Origin of the sequence: Glycomyces tenuis DSM 44171, from assembly GCF_000427885.1 — a bacterium.
Taxonomy (GTDB): Bacteria; Actinomycetota; Actinomycetes; order Mycobacteriales; family Micromonosporaceae; genus Glycomyces; species Glycomyces tenuis.
In genome coordinates, this window is the sequence record NZ_ATYW01000003.1 from 431576 (window position 1) to 451510 (window position 19935).

General features: G+C 69.1%; 17 protein-coding genes. 4 read left to right on the top strand and 13 right to left on the bottom strand.

Features of this window, described 5'->3' with window-relative positions; all coding sequences use genetic code 11:
• Nucleotides 1-9 precede the first annotated feature (9 nt).
• Nucleotides 10-798 (top strand): phosphotransferase, encoded by a 789-nt coding sequence (locus tag YWW_RS0107020; protein WP_026929560.1) that lies wholly within the window; start codon nt 10-12, stop codon nt 796-798.
• 360 nt (nt 799-1158) lie between these two features.
• On the opposite strand, the gene YWW_RS0107025 is transcribed toward YWW_RS0107020, so the two are convergent.
• Complete coding sequence (locus tag YWW_RS0107025) at nt 1159-2367, bottom strand: transglutaminase-like domain-containing protein (RefSeq protein ID WP_026929561.1); 1209 nt, start codon at nt 2365-2367, stop codon at nt 1159-1161.
• A gap of 307 nt (nt 2368-2674) precedes the next feature.
• Here YWW_RS0107025 and YWW_RS0107030 point away from each other — a divergent pair, with 307 nt between their 5' ends.
• Entirely contained in the window at nt 2675-2875 is a 201-nt protein-coding gene (locus tag YWW_RS0107030; protein ID WP_026929562.1) for a hypothetical protein, read from the top strand.
• Between the two features lie 61 nt (nt 2876-2936).
• Here the strand turns inward: YWW_RS0107030 and YWW_RS0107035 are convergent, their stop codons facing one another.
• The 8 genes from YWW_RS0107035 to YWW_RS0107070 form a co-directional block, all read right to left on the bottom strand.
• A complete protein-coding gene (locus YWW_RS0107035; protein WP_081687249.1) occupies nt 2937-4337 on the bottom strand; it encodes a cellulase family glycosylhydrolase in 1401 nt (466 codons plus the stop codon).
• Between the two features lie 188 nt (nt 4338-4525).
• Nucleotides 4526-5926: a cellulase family glycosylhydrolase gene (locus tag YWW_RS0107040; RefSeq protein WP_211228456.1), complete on the bottom strand. Its 1401-nt coding sequence runs from the start codon at nt 5924-5926 to the stop codon at nt 4526-4528.
• A 618-nt stretch (nt 5927-6544) separates the two neighbouring features.
• On the bottom strand, nt 6545-7585 hold the full coding sequence (locus YWW_RS0107045; RefSeq protein WP_026929565.1) for a LacI family DNA-binding transcriptional regulator: 1041 nt from the start codon (nt 7583-7585) through the stop codon (nt 6545-6547).
• Between the two features lie 84 nt (nt 7586-7669).
• On the bottom strand, nt 7670-8551 hold the full coding sequence (locus YWW_RS0107050; RefSeq protein ID WP_026929566.1) for an ABC transporter ATP-binding protein: 882 nt from the start codon (nt 8549-8551) through the stop codon (nt 7670-7672).
• A 1-nt stretch (nt 8552) separates the two neighbouring features.
• Nucleotides 8553-9506 (bottom strand): ABC transporter ATP-binding protein, encoded by a 954-nt coding sequence (locus YWW_RS0107055; protein WP_026929567.1) that lies wholly within the window; start codon nt 9504-9506, stop codon nt 8553-8555.
• A gap of 91 nt (nt 9507-9597) precedes the next feature.
• Complete coding sequence (locus YWW_RS0107060) at nt 9598-10479, bottom strand: ABC transporter permease (protein WP_026929568.1); 882 nt, start codon at nt 10477-10479, stop codon at nt 9598-9600.
• Nucleotides 10476-11471, bottom strand: coding sequence for an ABC transporter permease (locus YWW_RS0107065; RefSeq protein WP_026929569.1), 996 nt, complete (start codon nt 11469-11471; stop codon nt 10476-10478). The genes YWW_RS0107060 and YWW_RS0107065 overlap by 4 nt, the downstream gene beginning before the upstream one ends.
• Before the next feature lie 70 nt (nt 11472-11541).
• Complete coding sequence (locus YWW_RS0107070; protein ID WP_026929570.1) at nt 11542-13269, bottom strand: ABC transporter substrate-binding protein; 1728 nt, start codon at nt 13267-13269, stop codon at nt 11542-11544.
• Nucleotides 13270-13884: 615 nt separating this feature from the next.
• Here YWW_RS0107070 and YWW_RS0107075 point away from each other — a divergent pair.
• Nucleotides 13885-16317 (top strand): glycoside hydrolase family 2 protein, encoded by a 2433-nt coding sequence (locus tag YWW_RS0107075; RefSeq protein ID WP_026929571.1) that lies wholly within the window; start codon nt 13885-13887, stop codon nt 16315-16317.
• Between the two features lie 78 nt (nt 16318-16395).
• On the opposite strand, the gene YWW_RS33840 is transcribed toward YWW_RS0107075, so the two are convergent.
• Nucleotides 16396-17457 (bottom strand): nicotinate-nucleotide--dimethylbenzimidazole phosphoribosyltransferase, encoded by a 1062-nt coding sequence (locus tag YWW_RS33840; RefSeq protein ID WP_081687250.1) that lies wholly within the window; start codon nt 17455-17457, stop codon nt 16396-16398.
• 50 nt (nt 17458-17507) lie between these two features.
• On the opposite strand from YWW_RS33840, the gene dapF reads away from it, so the two are divergent.
• Nucleotides 17508-18290: a diaminopimelate epimerase gene (dapF, locus tag YWW_RS0107085; protein WP_026929573.1), complete on the top strand. Its 783-nt coding sequence runs from the start codon at nt 17508-17510 to the stop codon at nt 18288-18290.
• Between the two features lie 158 nt (nt 18291-18448).
• On the opposite strand, the gene YWW_RS0107090 is transcribed toward dapF, so the two are convergent.
• The 3 genes from YWW_RS0107090 to YWW_RS0107095 form a co-directional block, all read right to left on the bottom strand.
• Nucleotides 18449-19192 (bottom strand): sulfite exporter TauE/SafE family protein, encoded by a 744-nt coding sequence (locus YWW_RS0107090; RefSeq protein ID WP_026929574.1) that lies wholly within the window; start codon nt 19190-19192, stop codon nt 18449-18451.
• A 48-nt stretch (nt 19193-19240) separates the two neighbouring features.
• Nucleotides 19241-19414, bottom strand: coding sequence for a hypothetical protein (locus tag YWW_RS35780; RefSeq protein WP_155829986.1), 174 nt, complete (start codon nt 19412-19414; stop codon nt 19241-19243).
• A 260-nt stretch (nt 19415-19674) separates the two neighbouring features.
• Nucleotides 19675-19935: integrase core domain-containing protein (locus tag YWW_RS0107095; RefSeq protein WP_155829988.1), on the bottom strand; the 261-nt coding region annotated here is incomplete at its 5' end.

The window sequence follows — 19935 nt, forward strand, 5'->3', positions numbered from 1 at the left end:
CGGGGACCGGTGAGCCAAGACGAGATTCCGCTTATTGGCGGTAACACGAGCACTGTGGTCCGGTTGGGGGACACGGTCCGGCGCAACACCGGCCCGTGGACGCCATCGGTCCACGCCCTGCTGCGACACCTCGAGCAGGCGGGGTTCACCGGCGCGCCCAGGCCGCTCGGGATCGACGAGCACGACCGCGAGGTCCTGTCGTTCGTCGAAGGCGAGCCGGGGAAGTACCCGCTGGCCCCGCACTGGACGACGGACGACACGTTGACCGCGGTGGCGAAGATGCTGCGGATGTTCCACGACGCCCAGTACGGCTTCCGGCCGGCGCCGGGCGCGACCTGGCGCTCGTTCGGGCCGCCGCCGCCGGACACCGAGGTCATCTGCCACCACGACGCGGCGCCCCACAACGTCGTCTGGAGGCCCGACGGGACGCTGTCGCTCATCGACTTCGACCTGGCGAGCCCCGGCGCGCGGATCTACGACGTGGCTTACGCGGCGTGGACGTGGGTGCCGGTCTTCACCGACCGCGACTCGGTGACGCTCGGCTGGAAGAAGCCCGACCGGGCCAGGAGGCTGCGGCTGTTCGCCGACTCCTACGGCCTGACCGACCGGGACCGGGCCAGGTTCATCAAGGTGATCCGCAAGCGCATCGTCGACCACATCGAGGGGATCCGCCGCATGGCGCAGGCGGGCGACCCGACGTTCGAGCGGATCGTGCAGAAGGGCCACCTGCGCCGCCCCGCGAGGGATCTGCGGCTGCTGGACGCCGAGCGTTACATCCTCGACGAAGCCCTCCGCTGACCGGGCCCGGAGCCGCGTTCAGGGCCCTCCACGAGCCGCACCGGCCGCCCGAAGGCCGCGCCTCGGCGCCCCGGATTCGGGGCTGCGCGGCGAGGGCCCGCCGACGAGCCGGGAGCCGACGGTTCGCCCTCGCCGCAGCTTTGCATCCCCTCGGCGCCGTCAAGCGCCGCAGCACAACTGGAGCGCTCCCAAGAACAATGGGGAAGAGGGCACTCCTGAGGCTCGAGTGTTGATTCTCGCAGGATTTTGAGGGATTTGAATATGAACATACCTTGTGAGCGTTTGCCTGTCAATACATCGGGAAGCATCAATACGTAGTTCTTCGTGAGCGACACCCGTCGCGAGCCCCTCCGGCCCCGCTCACCCCGCGGACCACCGCAGCTCGCGCGCGGCCAGCTCGCCGTACGGCGTCAAGGCCGCCAATGCTGCGCGGTGCTCGCCCGGACCGCGATCGAGCGCCCAGGCCCCGCCCGCCCGCCCGTCCATGGCGCCGCCGACGGCGTACGGATGGGTCGGCACGACCCGCACTGCCGGGGCCCCGTCGAGCGAGGTGACGGCCACGGCGATGTCCGACAGGCGCGGATGGGCGTCGGCCGCGTCGTGCAGCAGCCGCTCGGTCTCGACGACGAAGCGGTCCTGGAAGGTCGGCACGAACTCGCTCGAAGCCCAGGCCGCGCCGGTCACCGAGGCGTGCCGGAAGTAGGCCGACCACAGCCCGGCGTCCGTGATCCCGTCCCGAGGCCCGACGTTCACCGGGCGGGCGGGCCGCTCCCGCGCCTGGAGCTCGGGCAGCCCCAGCGGCCGTCCCTCCTCGTCGACCCAGTAGGCCCCGTGCTGGCCGTCGAGCACCACCCACGAGTCGAGGTCGTCGATCCACGCCTCCGCGACGGCGTGGCCCTTCCCGACCCCGTCGTGGTAGTCGCCGCGCCGCAGATCGGCCTTCCTGGCGGGAATGCGCACGGCGTTGAGGCCCTGCGCCAGGACGATCGAGTACTCGACGCAGCTGTAGCGCGCCCCGAGCGCGACCTGCTCGAGGATGTCGAGTGAGTCGCCGGCGTTGATCCGCGCGTTGGCGTGCCGCCACAGCCCGTTCGTCCAGGCCAGCAGCGCCCGGGCCGTGTCCCATGCGCCCGCGGACGGCTCGGGCAGGCGGCGGCGCAGCTGCGTCTCGCGGTGCGCGGCGATCGCCTCGAGCCGCAGCGGCGCGGACCGGCCCGGCTCCGGCCAGTCGGTGATGCGCAGCGGCGGCCCCGGGACGTTGGCGCGGGCCCGTTCGAGCACGCCGTCCCAGTCCTCGTCGCGGCCGAACGCGGCCGACAGCTCGGGCTCGAACAGGTCGACCTGGTGGAACCCGGCGTCGATGGCCTCGTCGAGGCGCTCCCGCGCGGTCGGCAGGCCGACCTTGTGGGCGGCGATGGCCAGGCTCGGGGCCCACAGGTCGCGCCAGAAATCGGTGTCGGCCCGCAGCGTCCGCTCCAAGTCCAGGAGCGTCCACCAGCGTCCGCCGCGCATGGCGTCCTGGGCGATGGTCCGGACGCGCGCGAGCGCGGCGGGGCGGGGCGTGCTCATGCTACGAGCGTATCCACCCGGCAACGCCTCACCTGAGCTGCGCCGGGAGCGCCCGGCGCGCCACTTCACCGGCATCCCGGTTGTCCCCGGCGGCCGGGGACGCTACAGTGTTGGGCATGATCCTTTAGATGTGATTCGGCCGCCTTCTGATCGGCCGCGTCGTGCGCGCCCTACCGTTGCGCCGCGCACGACTGAGTGTTCCAAATCTTCTCGACGCTGGGCCACTCTGGGCAATCGGGCTCTTGCGAGCCCGCCGAATCTGTCTAGCGCTCGCGTCGTTTCAAGCTCGACCCGCGAAGGGATCCTTATGACCACCGAATCGCCGGAGAACCCGGAACCGCAAGAGGACGACCGTCCGCTCAACCGCGAAGAGCGCCGGGCCCTCGCCCACGGCAAGAAGGGCGCGAAGGGCGGCAAGAAGTCCATCGGCTCCAAGAAGTCCAACGTCCGCTCGCAGATGCCGAAGGGCGGCGTGGGGAAGTTCCAGCTGCCGACCAAGAACGGCTGACCCCGAGCACCGCGGAGGGCGGCGGGCACCGGTTTTCCGGTGCCCGCCGCCCTCCGTCGTCTCAGGAGCCGACGCAGGTCACCTGCGGTGCGGCGGCCGTGCCGGTGCCGATGAAGCCGAAGACCTCGCGGGTCTGCCCGGAGGCGATCGAGCCGTTCCAGCCGACGTCGCCTGCGGTCACCGAAGCGCCCGAGGAGCTCAGCTCGGTGTTCCAGTGGCTCTGGACGGTCTGGTTCCCAGGCCAGGTCCAGTTCAGCGTCCAGCCGCTCAGGGCGTCCTGGTCGGCGGTGACGGACACGTTCGCCTGCCAGCCCGAGCCCCAGTCGCTGACGATCGCGATCTCGGCCGTGCAGTCGCCTTCCGGCGGTTCGGTCGTCGGGTCGTCCGGGGTGGTCGGGTCGTCGGGTGTGGTCGGGTCGTCCGGGTCCTCGCCGAAGACCGAGGCGCGCTCGGCGGTGTTGGCGACGCCGTTCTCGCTGTGGAAGACCCGCTCGCCCCAGCCGGTGATCTGGGCCGGGTCGAAGTTGAGCACCTGGTCGAGCCTGCTGTCGGAGTTGCCGGAGTAGGACCAGGCGATCCAGCCGATGCCGCGGGCCTCGGCCTCCGCCTGGATGGTGTCCCACGGGACCGGCTGGTCCCCGAAGGCGTCGCCGTACTCGCCGACGATGAGCGGCAGGCCCATCGCCTCGAAGGCGTCGAAGTAGTCGACGACCGACTGCGGGTCCGTGAAGACCCCGTACATGTGGATCGAGAACAGCGTGTTGGCGTCCTCGTCGGCCGCGGCCACCTCGGGAGCGGTGTCGCGCATCACGTACTGCCAGTCCTGGCCCCAGTTGGGGGCGTCGACCACGAGGGTGTGCTCGAAGCCGATGGAGCGCATCCGCTCGATGGCGGCGATCGTCGCGTCGGTCCACTGTGCGGCGTCGGTGTTGCCGATCGGCTCGTTGCCGATGTTGACGAGGATGTACTCCTCCTCGCCGGCGAGGACGTCGTACAGGCCTTCCCAGAAGTCGACCGACTGGTCGAGGCTGGCCGCGCCCTCCTGCTCGCCGTAGCCGGTGGTGTCGTGGTTCTCGAGGACGCAGATGACGCGCTGCGCCTTGCACTCGGCGACGATCGCGGCGACGCGCTCGGGAGTGGAGACGCCCCAGTTGCGCTCGCCGGAGCCGAGGACGACGCGGACCGTGTTCGCGCCGAATTCGCTCATCTCGGCGATGCTGTCGAACTCGTTCTGGAACCACACGTCGGGGTGGGTGGAGCCGCGCATGATGAACGGGTTGCCGTTCGCGTCGATCAACTGCGTGCCGTCGATGGTGAAGCCGCCCTCGGCCTGAGCGCTGGCCGGCAACAGCGCCCAGGTGCCGGCGAGGGCGACGGTGAGGGTGGTGAGGGCGGCGAGCAGCCACTTGCGCACTGCCGTCCGGCGCGGTAGCGCTCCCGCCGCGAGATCGATCTTGCTCATGTGAGTCCTTCGGGAGAAGTGAGTCAGTGCATCCCAACCTTCAACATAGATAAACATAGATACTTTTAGATGGCAAGGAAAACTTTCGCCAGTTAAGGAAAGCGGGCGGCGGGCCTCGCCCGCCGCCCGTCCCTATGCGATCGATCCCGTCTCCGTCGCTGCGGAATCGGGGTGCGCCGCGGCCTCGGCTACGCCGCGCTGCACGTCACCTCGGGGGTGGCGGCCGTGCCGGTGCCGATGAAGCCGAAGACCTCGCGGGTCTGCCCGGAGGCGATCGAGCCGTTCCAGCCGACGTCGCCTGCGGTCACCGAGCCGCCGGACTGGCTCAACTCGGTGTTCCAGTGGCTCTGGACGGTCTGGCCGCCGGGCCAGGTCCAGTTCAGCGTCCATCCGCTGAGGCTCTCGCCGGCGGTGACGGACACGTTGCCCTGCCAGCCCGAGCCCCAGTCGTTGGCGACGGTGATCGCGGCGGTGCACTCGCCCTCCGGTGGGTCGGTCGTCGGGTCGTCCGGGGTGGTCGGGTCGTCGGGAGTGGTCGGGTCGTCCGGATCGTCGCCGAAGACCGTGGCGCGCTCGGCGGTGTTCACGATGCCGTTCTGGCTGTGGAAGACCTGCTCGCCCCAGCTGGTCAGCTGGTTCGGGTCGAAGTTCGTCACCTGGTCGAGGAACTCGACGCCGCTGCCGTTGCCCGAATAGGACCAGGCGAGCCAGCCGATGCCGCGCGCCTGCGCCTCGTTCTGGACGGTCTCCCATGCGACCGACTGGCCGCCGTGCTGGAAGCCGTACTCGCCGACGATGAGCGGCAGGCCCATCGCCTCGAAGGCGTCGAAGTAGTCGACGACCGTCTGCGCGTTGGTGTAGACCTCGTACATGTGGACCGAGAAGAGCGTGTTGCCCTGGCTGTCGGCCGCGGCCACCTCGGGAGCGTTGTCGCGCATGATGTGCTCCCAGTCCTGGCCCCAGTTGGGGGCGTCGACCACGAGGGTGTGCTCGAAGCCGGACGAGCGCATCTCCTGGATGGCGCTCTTGGTGGCGTCGATCCAGCCCGAGGCGTTCTGGTTGCCCCACGGCTCGTTGCCGATGTTGATGAGGACGTAGGCCTCCTGGCCCTCCAGGACGCTCTGGATGCTCTGCCAGTAGTCCACCGCCTGGGCGAGCGACGCCGCGGCGCCCTCCTCGCCGTAACCGGTGGTGTCGTGGACCTCCAGGACGCAGACGATCTGGTTCGCCTTGCACTCTTCGATGATGTCGGCGACGCGGGACGCCGAGCTCGGGCCCCAGCGCTGGCCCGAGCCGAGGACGACCCGGACCGTGTTGGCGCCCAGGTCGCTCAGTTCGCCGTAGCTGGCGAACTCGCCTTCGTACCAGACGTCCGCGTGCGAGGACCCGCGCATGATGAACGGGTTGCCGTTGGCGTCGATGAGCTGCGTGCCCTCGATGTGGAAGCCGCCCTCGGCCTGGGCGTTGGCGGGCAACAGCGTCCAGATGCCGGCGAGGGCGACGGCGAGCGCGCTGACCGCGGCGAGCAGCCACTTGCGCATCGCCCGCCTGGATGGGGCCGTATCGGCCCTGAGGTGAATTTTATTCATGGAAATTCCTCGATCTAAGATGAATCGGTTAATCCCGATCTTCATATAGGGAAACACAAATATCTATAGAGGTCAATACTGTGGTGCGCAGGTGTTTCGGGCACCAGTGGTGACGGTTGTGCAGAGTGTTACTGAACCGAGAAAGTTGTTCAGTGAGCGGGGGCGCCGGCGACGCGCGCCGTCACCGAAGGGAACCGCGCCGAGGACCGAACACCGTCCGCCCCGGAAGCGGAGGGCCACACCGCGCTGGGCTCCGCCCGGACCCCGCTCCGTTCAGAGCGTTAGGGCCTGTTTAAGCGTTCCGGGCGAGGCGGTATCCGAGTCCATGTGTTCGCTCGCAGTGCCAAGGTACGGCTCGCCAGCGTCGCCGAGAGGGCGGAGGGGCGCCCGGATCCCGGTGTTGGATCCGGGCGCCCCGACAACGCAGCCTTCCCTTACCGAGCGCGATGTCGGGTGGTGGTGGGTGACGGGCACAGGGCTTGTGGCCGCGCAGCGGCGTCTGGTTCGGGTGGTGGTGGGTGACGGGCACAGGGCTTGTGGCCGCGCAGCGGCGTCTGGTTCGGGTGGTGGTGGGTGACGGGCGGGACACATGGGCCGGATACCGCCCGTTCGGGATGCTTAAACAGGCCCTAGCGGCCCAGTCGAACCGCGCGGAGACAGCTGCGCCGGCGGGCACTGCGTCGCGAAGGAGCCGTCGGCGGCCCCCGAGTGCTCCCCGTCGATGAGCGACAGCAGCATCTCGACCGCCTTGGAGCCGTACGCCGGTATGTCGCGGCTGAACGCGGTCAGCGAAGGGTGGGTGAAGCGGCACAGCGGCGAGTCGTCCCATGCCACGATCGACAGCTGCTCGGGCACCGCCAAGCCGAGCTCGTGCGCCACGCCGAGCCCCGAGATCGCCATGACGTCGTTGTCGTAGACCAGGGCCGTGGGCCGCGACGGCTGCGTGAGCAACCGCCTCGTGATCCTCGCCCCCTGCTCACCGGAGTAATCGCTGTGGACGGTCTCGAACGACTCGAACGCCAGGTCCCCGGCCGCCTCGGCGAAGGCCCCGTCGCGGATGGTCGTGTGCAGCAGCCGCGGCAGCCCCGCCACGCGCGCCACCCGCCGGTGGCCGAGCGCGAACAGGTACTCCAGCACCTCGCGGCACGGCTCGGCGTCGTCGTGCCACACCGACGGCAGCGCCGAACCCTCGATCGGTCCGCCCACGGCCACCGCGGGCAGACCCAGCCGCGCCACCGCCTCGAGGCGCCGGTCGTCGACGCCCACGTCGCACAGCAGCACCCCGTCGACCCGCCGCTCGGCCCACCACCGCCGGTACACCTCGAGCTCCTCGTCGACCGAGCCGACGATCTGCAAGGTCAGGCCGAGCGAGCCGGACGACAGCGTCGCCTCGATGCCGCTGATGAGCTCCATGAAGTACGGCTCGATGCCGAGCGTGCGGGCCGTGCGCCGCAGCGCGATGCCCACTGCCTGAGCCGAGGAGACCGACAGCGAGCGCGCCGCCCGGTTCGGCACGAAGCCCATCTCGGAGGCGATCGCCAGGATGCGCTCCCTGGTCGCCGCCGAGACGCCGGGACGCCCGTTGAGCGCGTACGAGACAGCGCCCTTGGAGACACCGGCCGCTTGGGCGATGTCGGCGATGGTCGTGCGTCTGCTCATGTCGTCTCCTTGTTGCCTTGTGCCGGTGGCCGCCTCAGCGGTCGCGAACGCCGAGCGGAGTCCCCGCTCGGCGTTCGCGACCGCTCAGGCCGCCACCCAGTGGCCCTCGTCCACTTCGCGCAGCGCCGGCGGGGCGACGTCGCGGTCCCCGTCCGGTTCGAGGTCCTCGAGGTCCACGGGGTCCTCCGACCACTTGCGATGCAGCTGCGGGACCGAGGCCAGCAGGTTCCGCGAGTACGGGTGCCGCGGGTCCCCGAACACCTTGCCCGTGGCGCCCATCTCCACCACCGCGCCGTGCCGCATGATGATGACCCGTTCGCTGATGTAGTTCGCCAGGGACAGGTCGTGGGTGACGAACAGCACGCCCAGACCGCGCTCCTTGAGATCCCCCAGCAGATTGAGCACGTCGATCCTGGTCGAGGCGTCCAGCATACTGATGATCTCGTCGGCCACGAGCAGCTCGATGTCGAGCAGCAGCGCCCGCGCGATGAGCATCCGCTGGAGCTGCCCGCCGCTGAGCTGGTGCGGGTATTTGCGCAGCACGGCGGTCGGGTCGAGCCCCACCGACAAGAGCGCCTGGTCGACCTTGTCGCTCCACTCGGCGCGCTTGACGCCGGGGAAGAACGACTCCCGGACGGTCTCCAGGACCCGGTCGGCCTTGAAGATCGGGTTGTAGCTGCTGAACGGGTCCTGGAACACGCCCTGCACGCGCCGGTAGTACTCCTTGCGCTCGCCGTGCCGCGCGGCGGTGATGTCCTGCCCGTTCAGGCGGATCGAGCCGCGCGAGACCGAGATCAGCTGGAGCACCATCTTCCCGATCGTGGTCTTGCCGCTGCCGGACTCGCCCACCACCGAGAGCACCTCGCCGGGAGCGATGGAGAAGCTGACGTCGCGCACGGCCGTCAGCCGCTTCGAGCCGAGCGAGCCGACCCGGTACGACTTCCACACGTTCTGGAGTTCGAGCATGTCAGTTCGCCACCTTCCAGCACGAGGCCACGTGGTCGTCGGCGATCGCCACCGCCGGGGGATCCTCGGTGCAGCGCTCGTGCGCGAGCGGGCACCGCTCGCGGAAACGGCACCCGGTGGGCGGGTTCAGCAGCTGCGGCGGCTTGCCGGGGATGCTCTTGAGCCGCTTGTCGCCGTATTCGAGCCCCACTTCGGGCAGCGCCCCGATGAGCGCCTGCGTGTAGGGGTGCTGCGGCGAGTTGATGATGGTGTCGGCCGGTGCCTTCTCGACGACCTGGCCCGCGTACATGATCATGATCGTGTCGGCGATCTGGTAGACCAGGGACAGGTCGTGGGTCACCACGATCATGCTCTTGACGAAGCCCAGGTCGCGGAACCGCACGAGCGTCTCGGCGACGGCCTTCTGGTTGGACACGTCGAGCGCCGACGTGACCTCGTCGGCGATGAGCAGACTCGGGTCCAGCAGCGTCGACAGCACCATGACCATCCGCTGCTTCATGCCGCCGGACAGCTCGATCGGGTAGTTGTCGAGCACCTTCTCGGACAGCCCGACCAGTTCGAGGCGCCGCACCAGCTCGGGGCGGACCTCCCGGAAGGACTTGCCCTTGGCGCGGAGCAGGTCGGCGGTCAGCTTGCCGATCTTGCGGGTCGGGTTCATCGCGCTCATCGAGTACTGTGGGATGATCGACACATCGGTGAAGCGGCGCGCGTTCATCGCGCGGTCGTCGCCGATGGGCAGCTCCTCGCCGTCGAGCACCGCGGTGCCGCCGACGTGCCGCATGCGGCCGTCGAGCCGGATCAGGCTCTTGCCGAGCGTGGTCTTGCCGCAGCCGGACTCGCCGGCGAGGCCCATGATCTCGCCGTCCTCGAGCCCGAAGGTGACCCCGTCGAGGGCGCGGACGTCGCCGCGCAGAGTGCGGTAGTGGACGCGGAGGTCCTCTACTTGCAGTGCCATGGCCGTCCCTCCTTCGCCGCCGCGCCGGGCACTTCCATGGCCTTGGACACCGCCAAGGCGTTGCCGGTCCTGAAACGAATACCTGCCATGGCTACATTTCCCTCAGCTTCGGGTTGAAGACCTCGTCGAGGCCGACGTTGGTGATGTACAGCGCGCCGACGATCGCGGTGATCGCCATCCCGGGCGGGACGAACCACCACCACAGTCCGAGGTGGAGCGAGCTCCAGGCCATGGCCTGCTGCATCATGGTGCCCAGGGAGACGGCGTTGGTCGGCCCCAGGCCGATGAAGTCGAGCATGGCGGCGAACAGGATCGCGCCGCCGAACAGCAGGATCACCGACATCAGCAGGTAGGAGGCCATGTTCGGCATGATCTCCCTGACGATGATCTGCGGGGCGCGCTTGCCGGTCAGCTTCGCCAGGTCCACGTAGTCGCGGTTGCGCAGGGTGAAGGTCTGGGCCCGCACGGCCCTGGCGACCCACGGCCACGAGAACAGGCCGATGATGATCGCCTGGCTGACGATGCCGCGCACCTCCAGGTAGGAGCTGATGACGATGAGGACGGCCAGCGCCGGCAGCACGAGGACGACGTTGGTGAGCATGTTGAGGAACTCGTCGACCAGCCCGCCGCGGTAGCCGGCGGTGAAGCCGACGCTCAGCCCCACGGTGAAGGCGATGAGGGCGCCGAGCCCGCCCACCACATAGGACGAACGCAGGCCGTGCACGAACTGCGCGAACACGTCCTGCCCGAAGTAGGTCGTGCCCATCCAGAACTCGCCCGAAGGCGCCTCGGACTTCGGCCCGACGTACTCGTTGGGGGAGCCGGACAGGAAGAACGGGCCGATGACGCCGAGCAGCAGGAGCCCGATCACGATCGTCAGGCCGATGACGACCTTGGGGTTGCGCAGCGCGAAGTACAGGTGCTCGCTGCGTTTGCCGATCACGTCGGCATCGGGTGTGACGCTGGTGGTCATGACTGGCCTCCTTCGAGTCCGAGGCGGGTGCGCGGGTCGACCAGGACGTAGACGACGTCGGCCAGGAAGTTGAAGATCAGCACGCCGATCACGATGAACAGCAGGATGCCCTGGAGCAGGAAGAAGTCCTGGTTCTGGATGGCGTTGAGCATGAGGCTGCCGAGCCCCGGGTAGGCGAAGACCGCCTCGGTGACCAGAGCCCCGCCGACGACCACGCCGAGTTGGAGTGCCAGGCCGCTGATCTGCGGCAGCATCGCGTTGCGGAAGGCATAGCGTCGCACCAGCCGCCGCGGCGCGCCGAGCGCCTGGAGGTAGTTCGAGTAGTCGGACTCGAGCTCGTAGATCACCAGGTTCCGCATGCCGATCGCCCAGCCGCCGAGTGCGACGACGAACAGCGACAGGAACGGCAGGAACCAGTGGTGGAGGAGGTCGACGAAGAACGTCCACGTCGGCGCCGGCGTGAGCGCGAAGCTGTAGCCGCCGGCGACGGGGAACCACCCGAGGATGACGCCGCCCGCCCACACGAGCAGGATCGCCAGCCACATGTACGGCACGGCCGTGAGGATGTAGCCGACCGGCAGGACGGTGTTGTCGAGCAGTTTGTTGCGGGCGGCCATGGCGCCCAGGCCGTTGCCGACGATCCAGCTGAGCAGGATCGAGGGCAGCAGCAGCGCGAGCGTGTACGGCAGCGCGTCGAGCACGACGCTGGAGACCGTGGAGGGGAAGGCGAAGATGCTCACCCCGAGGTCGCCTTGGAAGAGCGCTCCCCAGTAGTTGAGGTACTGCTTCCACAGTGGCACGTCGAAGCCGAACAGGTTGTCGAAGTAGGAGCGCAGCGCCTCCGAGCTCTCGGGGTTGGACACCGCGTTGCGGGCCAGCATGCGAGCCACGGGGTCCCCGGGCATGAGCCGGGGGACGGCGAAGTTGATGGTCACGGCGATGAAGAAGGTGACGCCGTAGATGAGCAGTTTGCGCCGGAAATAGCGGCCCATCGAGACTTCCTTTGGGTCGGGCGGGGGCGGGGCCGCGTGGCCCCGCCCCCGGCGGACGGCTGGACTTGGGCTACTCGGCGGCGGGCTCGAGCTCGGTGAGCATGTAGATCGCGCCCATGTTCCACATCCCGTTCCAGGTGCACGGGAAGGCGTTGGGCGTGTCGCCGGCCTCGGAGGGCCAGTTGGTCCAGACCTGGTTGCTGGCCTGGGACCAGATGCCGTTGTACCAGATCGGGATGGCCGGCAGCTCCTCCAAGGAGATGCGCTGGAGTTCGGAGAGGATCTCCTGGAAGCGCGGGTCGTCGCTCGCGGTGGCGGCGAGTTCCTGGGTCAGCTCCCAGCCCTCCTCGGATTGCCAGCGGGAGAAGTTGGCGTCGTGCTGCTGATCGTTGATCGGCAGCTGGAACAGGTAGCGGTAGTGCGTCCACGGCGAGTGGCTCACACCGCTGTTGTTGTTGAGGATCAACTGGAAGGTGCCGGAGGTGCGGGCGTCGTCGACGGCCGCGGCGTCGATGAACTCCTCGGTGACGTTGATGCCGACGTCGCGAAGGTCGGTGGCGATGGAGCGGGAGGCCTCCTCCCAGTCGGTCCAGCCGGCGGGGACGTTGAGCTTGAACTCGAACGGGTTGCCGTCCTTGTCCTCGACGAAGCCGTCGCCGTCGCTGTCGGTGTAGCCGGCCTCCTCGAGCAGGGTCGCCGCCTGGGACGGCTCGAACTGGTAGCCGTGCTCGGCGACGACGTCCTGGTCGATGTAGCGGTCCCACAGCGGCAGGAGGCCGGTGGGGCTGGCCGCTTCGACCATGCTGCCGTACACCGTGTCGACGATCTCGCCGGGGCTGATGGCGACGGCCATCGCGCGGCGGAAGGCGGGGTCGTCGAGCGGTTTGAGCGCGGTGTTGGGGAAGAGCATGGCCGTGTTGCCCGGCAGCATGTACGGCGGGCCGTCGAAGTAGGTCGTCAGCGCGGGCTGGCCCTCGAGGAGGTCGCCGATGCCGGGCAGGAAGTTGTTCGACAGGTCGACCTCCCCCTGCATGAGCATGTTGAGGGTGACCTCGTTGCTGACGTTGACGATGTCGACGATGTAGGTCGGCTTGACGTCGAGGTCGAGGTGCTCGGTGGCCCACCAGCCGTCGCGCTTGACCCACGCGACGCGGTCCTGGGCGGAGCTGTGGATGGTGTAGGGGCCCGAGACGACGGGCTCCTCGTTGGCGCCGGTGAGGATGTCCTCCTCGGAGTACTCCGACCAGATGTGCTGGGGGACGATCACGTTCGAGTACAGGAAGTTGTCCCACTCCTGGTGCCGCGCCTCGGTGAAGGTGACCCTGACGGTCAGATCGTCGACGGCTTCGACGCCTTCGACCCAGTTCCAGATGTTGTGGTACGGGACCGCTTCGATCTGGCCGAGTTCGAGGGTGTACTTGACGTCCTCGGCGGTCAGCTGCTCGTCGTCGCTCCAGGTGATGCCGCTGCGGAGCTTGAGCTCGTAGACCAGTTCCTCGGTCCACGTTCCGGACTCGGCGAGCCACGGCGTGAGGACGGCCTCGTTCGGGTCGAACAGGAAGAGGGTCTCGAAGCCGAGCCCGCGGAGGCCCGTGACCTCGCCGGGCGTGATCGGGTTCCAGTCCCCGGGCGGCGCCCAGGCCGCTCCGGTGGTGTAGAGGGTCTGGTTGCGGGGGAACTCGCCCATGGAGAGGTCTTCGGGGTTCTCGCTCCCACTTCCGCTGTCGGTGCATGCCGTGGCCGTGGCCGCGACGGCGCTGCCCGCCATGATGGCGATGACGTTTCGCCTTTTCGTCATGATCTGCTCAACTTTCACATCGAGGGATGGACGGCTCCCGGCTCGAAATCGATGCGCCGAGGCTCTGGAGGGGTCCAGGGATTTGTGACACGGGGCATCTTAACCGGGTCAGTGAGTTTACTGAATCATGAGTGTATTTCAATGTCAAGTCGGCCGGGGTCCCCGGGGCGCGGGAGCGTTCCCTCGAAAGCCTTCTCATCGGCGTCTTCCGGGCGCATATAACTGCTGGTGACAGCCCGGTTTCAGCGCACGATGCAGTGGTGTTTCGTTGCAATATGGTCACGGTGGTGATCGGCCATTGACGCGAGCGGGCCTGAACGCTAGATTTTGCTCACTTACCCGGTTAAGTACTTGCGACAGCGCGACCGATTCCACCCCCTCGACTGAACGGAAGTGAGGCACCGTGATCCCCGGAACCGAGCGCCTCGCCCTGGCGACGCCCCTGCCGACGGGCGGTTCCCCCCTGTTCCAGAAGCACTTCACAAAAGGCGTTGCGCCGCCGGAGATCAAGGCGTGAGCTGTCGGAGACGAGGCATCGGCCCGATCCCGCCGAGGCCGAGGCGTGGACCTCGACGGCGAGACCACCCGAATAACAGATCGATATAAGGAGTCGCATTGAGCGCCAAACGAACGCTGCACGACGGTTGGACCCTCACCGCCGGTGAGGGAAGCCGGATCGCGGTGGAGGGGCTGGCCGCGTCCGTACCGGGCTGCGTCCACACCGATCTCATGGCCGCCGACCTCATCGGCGACCCGTACGTCGACGACGCCGAACGCGAGCTGTCGTGGATCGGGCGCACCGACTGGACCTACCGCACCGCCTTCGACTACCGGAACGAGCCGTGGGACGGCGTCGAGCTGGTCTTCGACGGGCTCGACACGGTGGCCGAGATCAGGCTCAACGGCGAGGTCGTCGGCGAGACGGCCAACATGCACCGCCGCCACCGCTTCGACGTGCGCGGCCTGGTCCGCGAGGGCGCCAACGAACTCGAAGTCGCCTTCACCTCGCCGTACACCTACGCCGAGGCGCAGCGCGAGCGGCTCGGGGCGCGGCCCAACGCCTACGATCCCGAACCGGGCAACTTCATCCGCAAGGCCGCGTGCAACTTCGGCTGGGACTGGGGGCCGAACCTCGCCGGCGCCGGAATCTGGCGGCCGGTGCGCCTGGAGCAGTGGAACGTCGCCCGGCTCGACGAGGTCGTGCCGCGCGTCCGCGTCGAGAACGGCCGCGGCATCGTCGACCTGGCGGTCGGGCTCCACAAGGCCGTCGCCACCGACGTCGAGCTCGTCTGCGAGCTCGCCGGCCGGGAGGCCACCGTCCGCCTGGGCGCCGAGCAGACCACCGCCGAGGTCAGGATCGAGGTCGACGAGCCGGAGCTGTGGTGGCCGCGCGGCCACGGCGAGCAGCCGCTGTACCCCGTCTCGGTGTCCCTGCGGGGCCTGGGCGTCGAACTCGACTCGTGGAACAGCCGGATCGGCTTCCGCACCGTCGAGATCGACAATGAGCCCGACGGGTCGGGCCGGCCGTTCACGCTGAAGGTCAACGGCGAGCCGATCTGGGTCAAGGGCGTCAACTGGATCCCCGACGACGTCTTCTTCGCCCGCGTCGACGCCGAGCGCTACGAGCGCCGCCTGACGCAGGCCGTGGAGGCGAACGTCAACTGCGTGCGCATCTGGGGCGGAGGGATCTACGAGTCCGACGACTTCTACGACGCGTGCGACCGGCTCGGCCTCATGGTGAGCCAGGACTTCCTGTTCGCCTGCGCCGCATACCCCGAGGAGGAGCCGTTCTGGTCCGAGGTGGAGGCCGAGGCGCGGGACAACCTCGCCCGCCTCGCCCCGCACCCGAGCCTGGTGACGTGGATGGGCAACAACGAGAACATCTGGGGCTGGCACGACTGGGACTGGCAGGACGACCTCGGCGACCGCAGCTGGGGCGAGGGCTACTACCTCGACCTGCTCCCGAAGCTCGTATCCGAAGTAGACGGAACCCGGCCGTACTGGCCCGGCAGCCCCTACTCCGGCGACCCCGAGCTCCACCCCAACGACCAGGGCAACGGCTCGGTCCACATCTGGGACGTGTGGAACCGCCTGGACTACACCGCCTACCGGGACTGGAAGCCCCGCTTCGTCGCCGAGTTCGGCTACCAGGCGCCGCCGACCTGGGCCACGGTGCGGCGCATGGTCACCGACTCGCCGCTCCAGGCCGAGACGCCGAACATGCTGTGGCACCAGAAGGCCGAGGACGGCCAGGCCAAACTCCAGCGCGGCCTCGACGCCCACCTGCCGCCGGTCGGCGACTTCGACGACTGGCTGTACTACACGCAGGTCAACCAGGCCAGGGCGATGCGCCTCGGCATCGAGTACTTCCGCTCGCTCCACCCCTACTGCACCGGCGCGATCATGTGGCAGCTCAACGACTGCTGGCCGGTGACCTCGTGGGCCGCCGTCGACGGCGAGGAGCGGCTCAAGCCGATGTGGTACGCCCTGCGCGACGTCTTCGCCGACCGCATCGCGACCTTCCAGCCCGACGGCGAACAGGGCGTGAAACTCGTGGCCGTCAACGACTCGGCCGAACCGTGGAACGACACGGTCGGCTTCTGGAAGTGCAGCGCCGAAGGGCGAATCCTCGGCCGGGCCACGCTCCAGCTCGACATCGGACCGCGGGAGGCCGCGGAGGTCGCGCTCGGCGAGGAGGTCCTGCCCGTCGACGGCGAGTTCCTGGTGACCGGCAGCGAGGACTTCCCGCGCGCCACCTGGTTCACCAAGGAGGACAAGGACATGGACTGGCCGAAGGCGAACTTCACCGCCGAGGTCGCGCCGGTCGGCGGGGGAGTGGCGGTCACGGTCACCGCCGAGACCGTCCTGCGGGACGTCTGCGTCTTCGCCGACCGGCTCGACCCCGATGCGCGCGTGGACAAGGCGCTCCTCACGCTCGTCCCGGGCGAGAGGGCGACATTCACCGTCACCAGCGAGAAGCTCAGGAAGGCACCGGACCTCGCCCGGCAGCTGACCTCGAAGCCGGTGCTGCGGGCGGTCAACGACTAGGGAGTCGCAGTCCCGAGGGGAAGGGCCCCGCCGGATTCCGGCGGGGCCCTTCGCGCTGTGTTCCGACGCGGGCCCGACTCAGTCGGAGTCCTCCTCGTCGCCGCTCTCCGGCTCGGCGGCGGCCTCACGCTTCGCCGCCGGCTCGCCCTGCTCGTCCAGCGGCAGGGCCGCCGACAGGCGCAGGGCCTGCTGGAGCAGCTCCCAGCCGAGGACGAGGCCCGCGCCGTCGCCCACGTCGAGCCCGAGCCCGAAGTCGTCGGCGAGACCGCCCTGCTTGGCCAGCTTCGACACCACCGGGTGCGGGGAGCGGTTCGGCATGTAGCACCACTTCGGCGCCGCCAGGCCGTAGTCGCGGGCGAGCATCATCGCCGCCGCGGCCGACGCGCCGTCCAGCAGCACCGGCGTCGACCGCGTCGCCGCGGTCAGGATCGCCCCGGCCATCGCCCCGATCTCGGCGCCCCCCAGGCGCGAGACGAGCGCGTCGGCCTTGCGCTTGAACCCGTGGTTGAACGCCAGGTGGTCGCGCAGCGCCGCGACGCGCGCCATCCACGACACGTCGTCGACCATGCCGCCCGGCGCCTGCAACTGCGGCATGTAGGCCGTGATGTCGTCCTTGGCGACGAACGAGCAGACCCCCACCGCCGCGGTCGCGGCCCCGGCCCCGATCCCGGCGATGAGCAGGATGTCCGTCCCGCCGTCGATCGCCCGCTCGGCCGTCTCGCGGCCCAGCGTCAGCGCCTCGGCCAGCGCGGACTCGTCCAGCAGCGGACCGTCGGCGCCGCCGCTCGGACCGGTCTCGACCACCTCGACGGGGATCCCGGCCCGCGCCGCGTCCGCGCCGATCAGGCCCTCACCGCGCTGCGCGGCCAGCACCTGCTCGGCCAGCGGCGCCGCGTCGCCCGCGTCCCAGCCGTCCGGGTACGCCCCGGCGAACAGCAGCATCCGCGGCGAGGCGAACGGCTCCGGCGCCTCGGTGGCCTGCATCCTCGCGGCCCAGCCGACGGCGGCCTGGAGACTCCCGAGCCCGCTGCCCTCGATGAGCGCGCTCTGGAGCCGCGCGTTCGCGCGCGTCGTCCACACCCCGTTGGGAAACTTCGCCTTCAGATCGTCGAGGGGCCCGGCATCGGTCGTATCAGTCACGGCCTAAGGCTAGCGCGGCCCTCATGCGGCACAATTGGCGTGTGACGACCATCCACTTCTCCAAGGGCCACGGCACCGGCAACGACTTCGTCATCGTCGCCGACCCGGCCGACGAGCGCCGGCTCTCCGCCGCCGAGGTGGCCGCGCTGTGCGACCGCCGCTTCGGCGTCGGCGGCGACGGCCTCCTGCGGGTCGCGCCCTCCACCGAGCCCGAGGTCAAGTGGTTCATGGACTACCGCAACGCCGACGGCTCGATCGCCGAGATGTGCGGCAACGGCGTCCGGGTGTTCGCCCGCTACCTGCTCGAACAGGGCCTCGCCGACGGTCCCGAGATCGCGGTGTCCACCCGCGGTGGCGTCAAGCGCGTGCGCGTCGACGGCGACCAGCTGAGCGTCGACATGGGCCCCGCCGAGTTCGGGCCCTCCTCCCAGGCGAGCCTCTCAGGTTTCGCCTGGCCGGGCCAGGCCGTCTCCATGGGCAACCCCCACCTCGTCTGCCACCTCGGCGAGGCCGAGGAACTCGAAGCGCTCGACCTGCACTACCAGCCGCGTTTCGATCGGGCGGTCTTCCCCGACGGTGTCAACGTCGAGTTCGTCGTCGGTTCGGCGCCCCATGTGCGGATGCGCGTCCACGAACGGGGCGTCGGCGAGACCCACTCGTGCGGCACCGGCGCCTGCGCCGTCGCCGCGGTGGCGCTGCGCCGCGCCGGGAGCGACACCGGCACCTGCAAGGTCGACGTCCCCGGCGGCACCCTCACCGTCACCGTCACCGACGAGACGATCCACCTCGCCGGCCCGGCCGTCATCGTCGCCGAAGGCACCGCCCGCCTCTAGCTTGATCTTCGACCTCGCTCCCGTGGGCCGGGACGTCCGCAGTAGGGATCGGTGGCGTTGCGGCGGGGGCTCGATGAGCGTCCCTGATCCTCGTCGTCGCTGCTCAGCGCATTGGTCGGCCGCAATCGAACGGGGAACGCTCCGGTCCGGATGCGGGTTCAGCTGAAGGCGAGGGCCGCGACCGAGACCAGCGCTGCCGCGGTGAGCAGGATGAGCACGATGTGTTCGTACCTGGCATGCAGCCGGTTGAATGCCTGCGTGCCCAGATACTGGCCGAGCAGGGCTGCGACGATGAGCGCGGGCCAGTACTCGTAGGTTTCCCACACCCCGGCGACCAGGAGCGAGACCACGCTCAGCGGCAGCCGAATCAGCGACAGTGCGACCATGGTGTCGCGCATGGCGTGCGGCCCGAGGTCGCGATGCACGAGGTAGTAGACGGTCGGTGGTCCACCGAGGGAGGTGGAGGTGCTGAGCGCTCCCGAGGCGAGCCCCGCGGGGGCGGCCCATCGGCGACTCACGATGACGCCTTGATTCCGTGTTCGCAGTCGCAGGACGACGGCCATGATGACGACGGCCGAGACGAAGATTTGCAGGCCGACTGCGGGCAGTGCCGCGAGGAGCCATGCGCCCGCGAGCATGCCCGGGGCCGACCATGCGGCGAGCGTGAGCACTTCGCGGGTGTTCGGGCGCGGCAGAGTGCGCCGCATCGCGAGTATGGCGATGTCGCAGGCGGTGCCGGTGATCATGATGGTGGAGACCGCTGCGGGGCCGCCGATCGTAGCGGCCAGCAGCGGCGCGCTCAGGAGCGCGAAACCAAATCCGGACAGCGACTGGACGGTGCCGCTCAGGAGGATGAGCGAAAACAGTCCGACCAGCAGCCATCCGCCGTCGATGTTATCCAAGGCGGAGAGTGTCTTATCCCTTGTGGGTGAAGGCGATCAGTTTTGATTCTAGCGTTCGGTCTGGTCGGTGACGCGGCTGCCGAAGTACAGGGCGAACTGCTGGCCTCGGGTCAGTACGGGGTTGGGCTGTAGGCGGGGCGGTGACCACGAGGCGGGGTTGCGGCGGGGTGGGTGGTCGGCCTCTGGTCTGTGCTGGTCGGGTTTCAGGCGCGTCGGTGACATCGAGTTGAGTGGGTGGTGGGGTGGGTGGTCGGCCTCTGGTCTGTAGGGGCCCTGCTTCAGGCGGATCGGCGATCAGGGGCGTCGATAGTGCTGGGGTGGGTGGTGGTCTTCCGCGCCGTCTTGGTCCTGCTTCAGGCGAAGTGGCGACAAGGGGGAGGTGGTGGTGGCTGGGGTGTCGGCTTCTTGGTCGGTTTTGGCCCTGCTTCAGGCGGATCGGCGATAACGGGGGAGGGGCTTACCCCTTTGGTGTTGACACCGTCCTATGCGGCGATGGCGAGGCTAGCTTGCCGTTGTTCGTAGTCGATCGGTGAGATCTGGCCCAGAGACGAGTGTCTCCGGGTCGTGTTGTAATCGGTGATCCAGGACTCGACCTGGAAGCGAGCCTCCAATGCGTTCGCGAAGGTCCGGCGTCCTTGCAGGACTTCTCGTTTGAGCGTGGCGTTGAACGATTCGGCGAGGGCGTTGTCAGCCGAGGATCCGACCCGGGCCCGCGATTGCATGACGCCAAGTTCGTTGCAGCA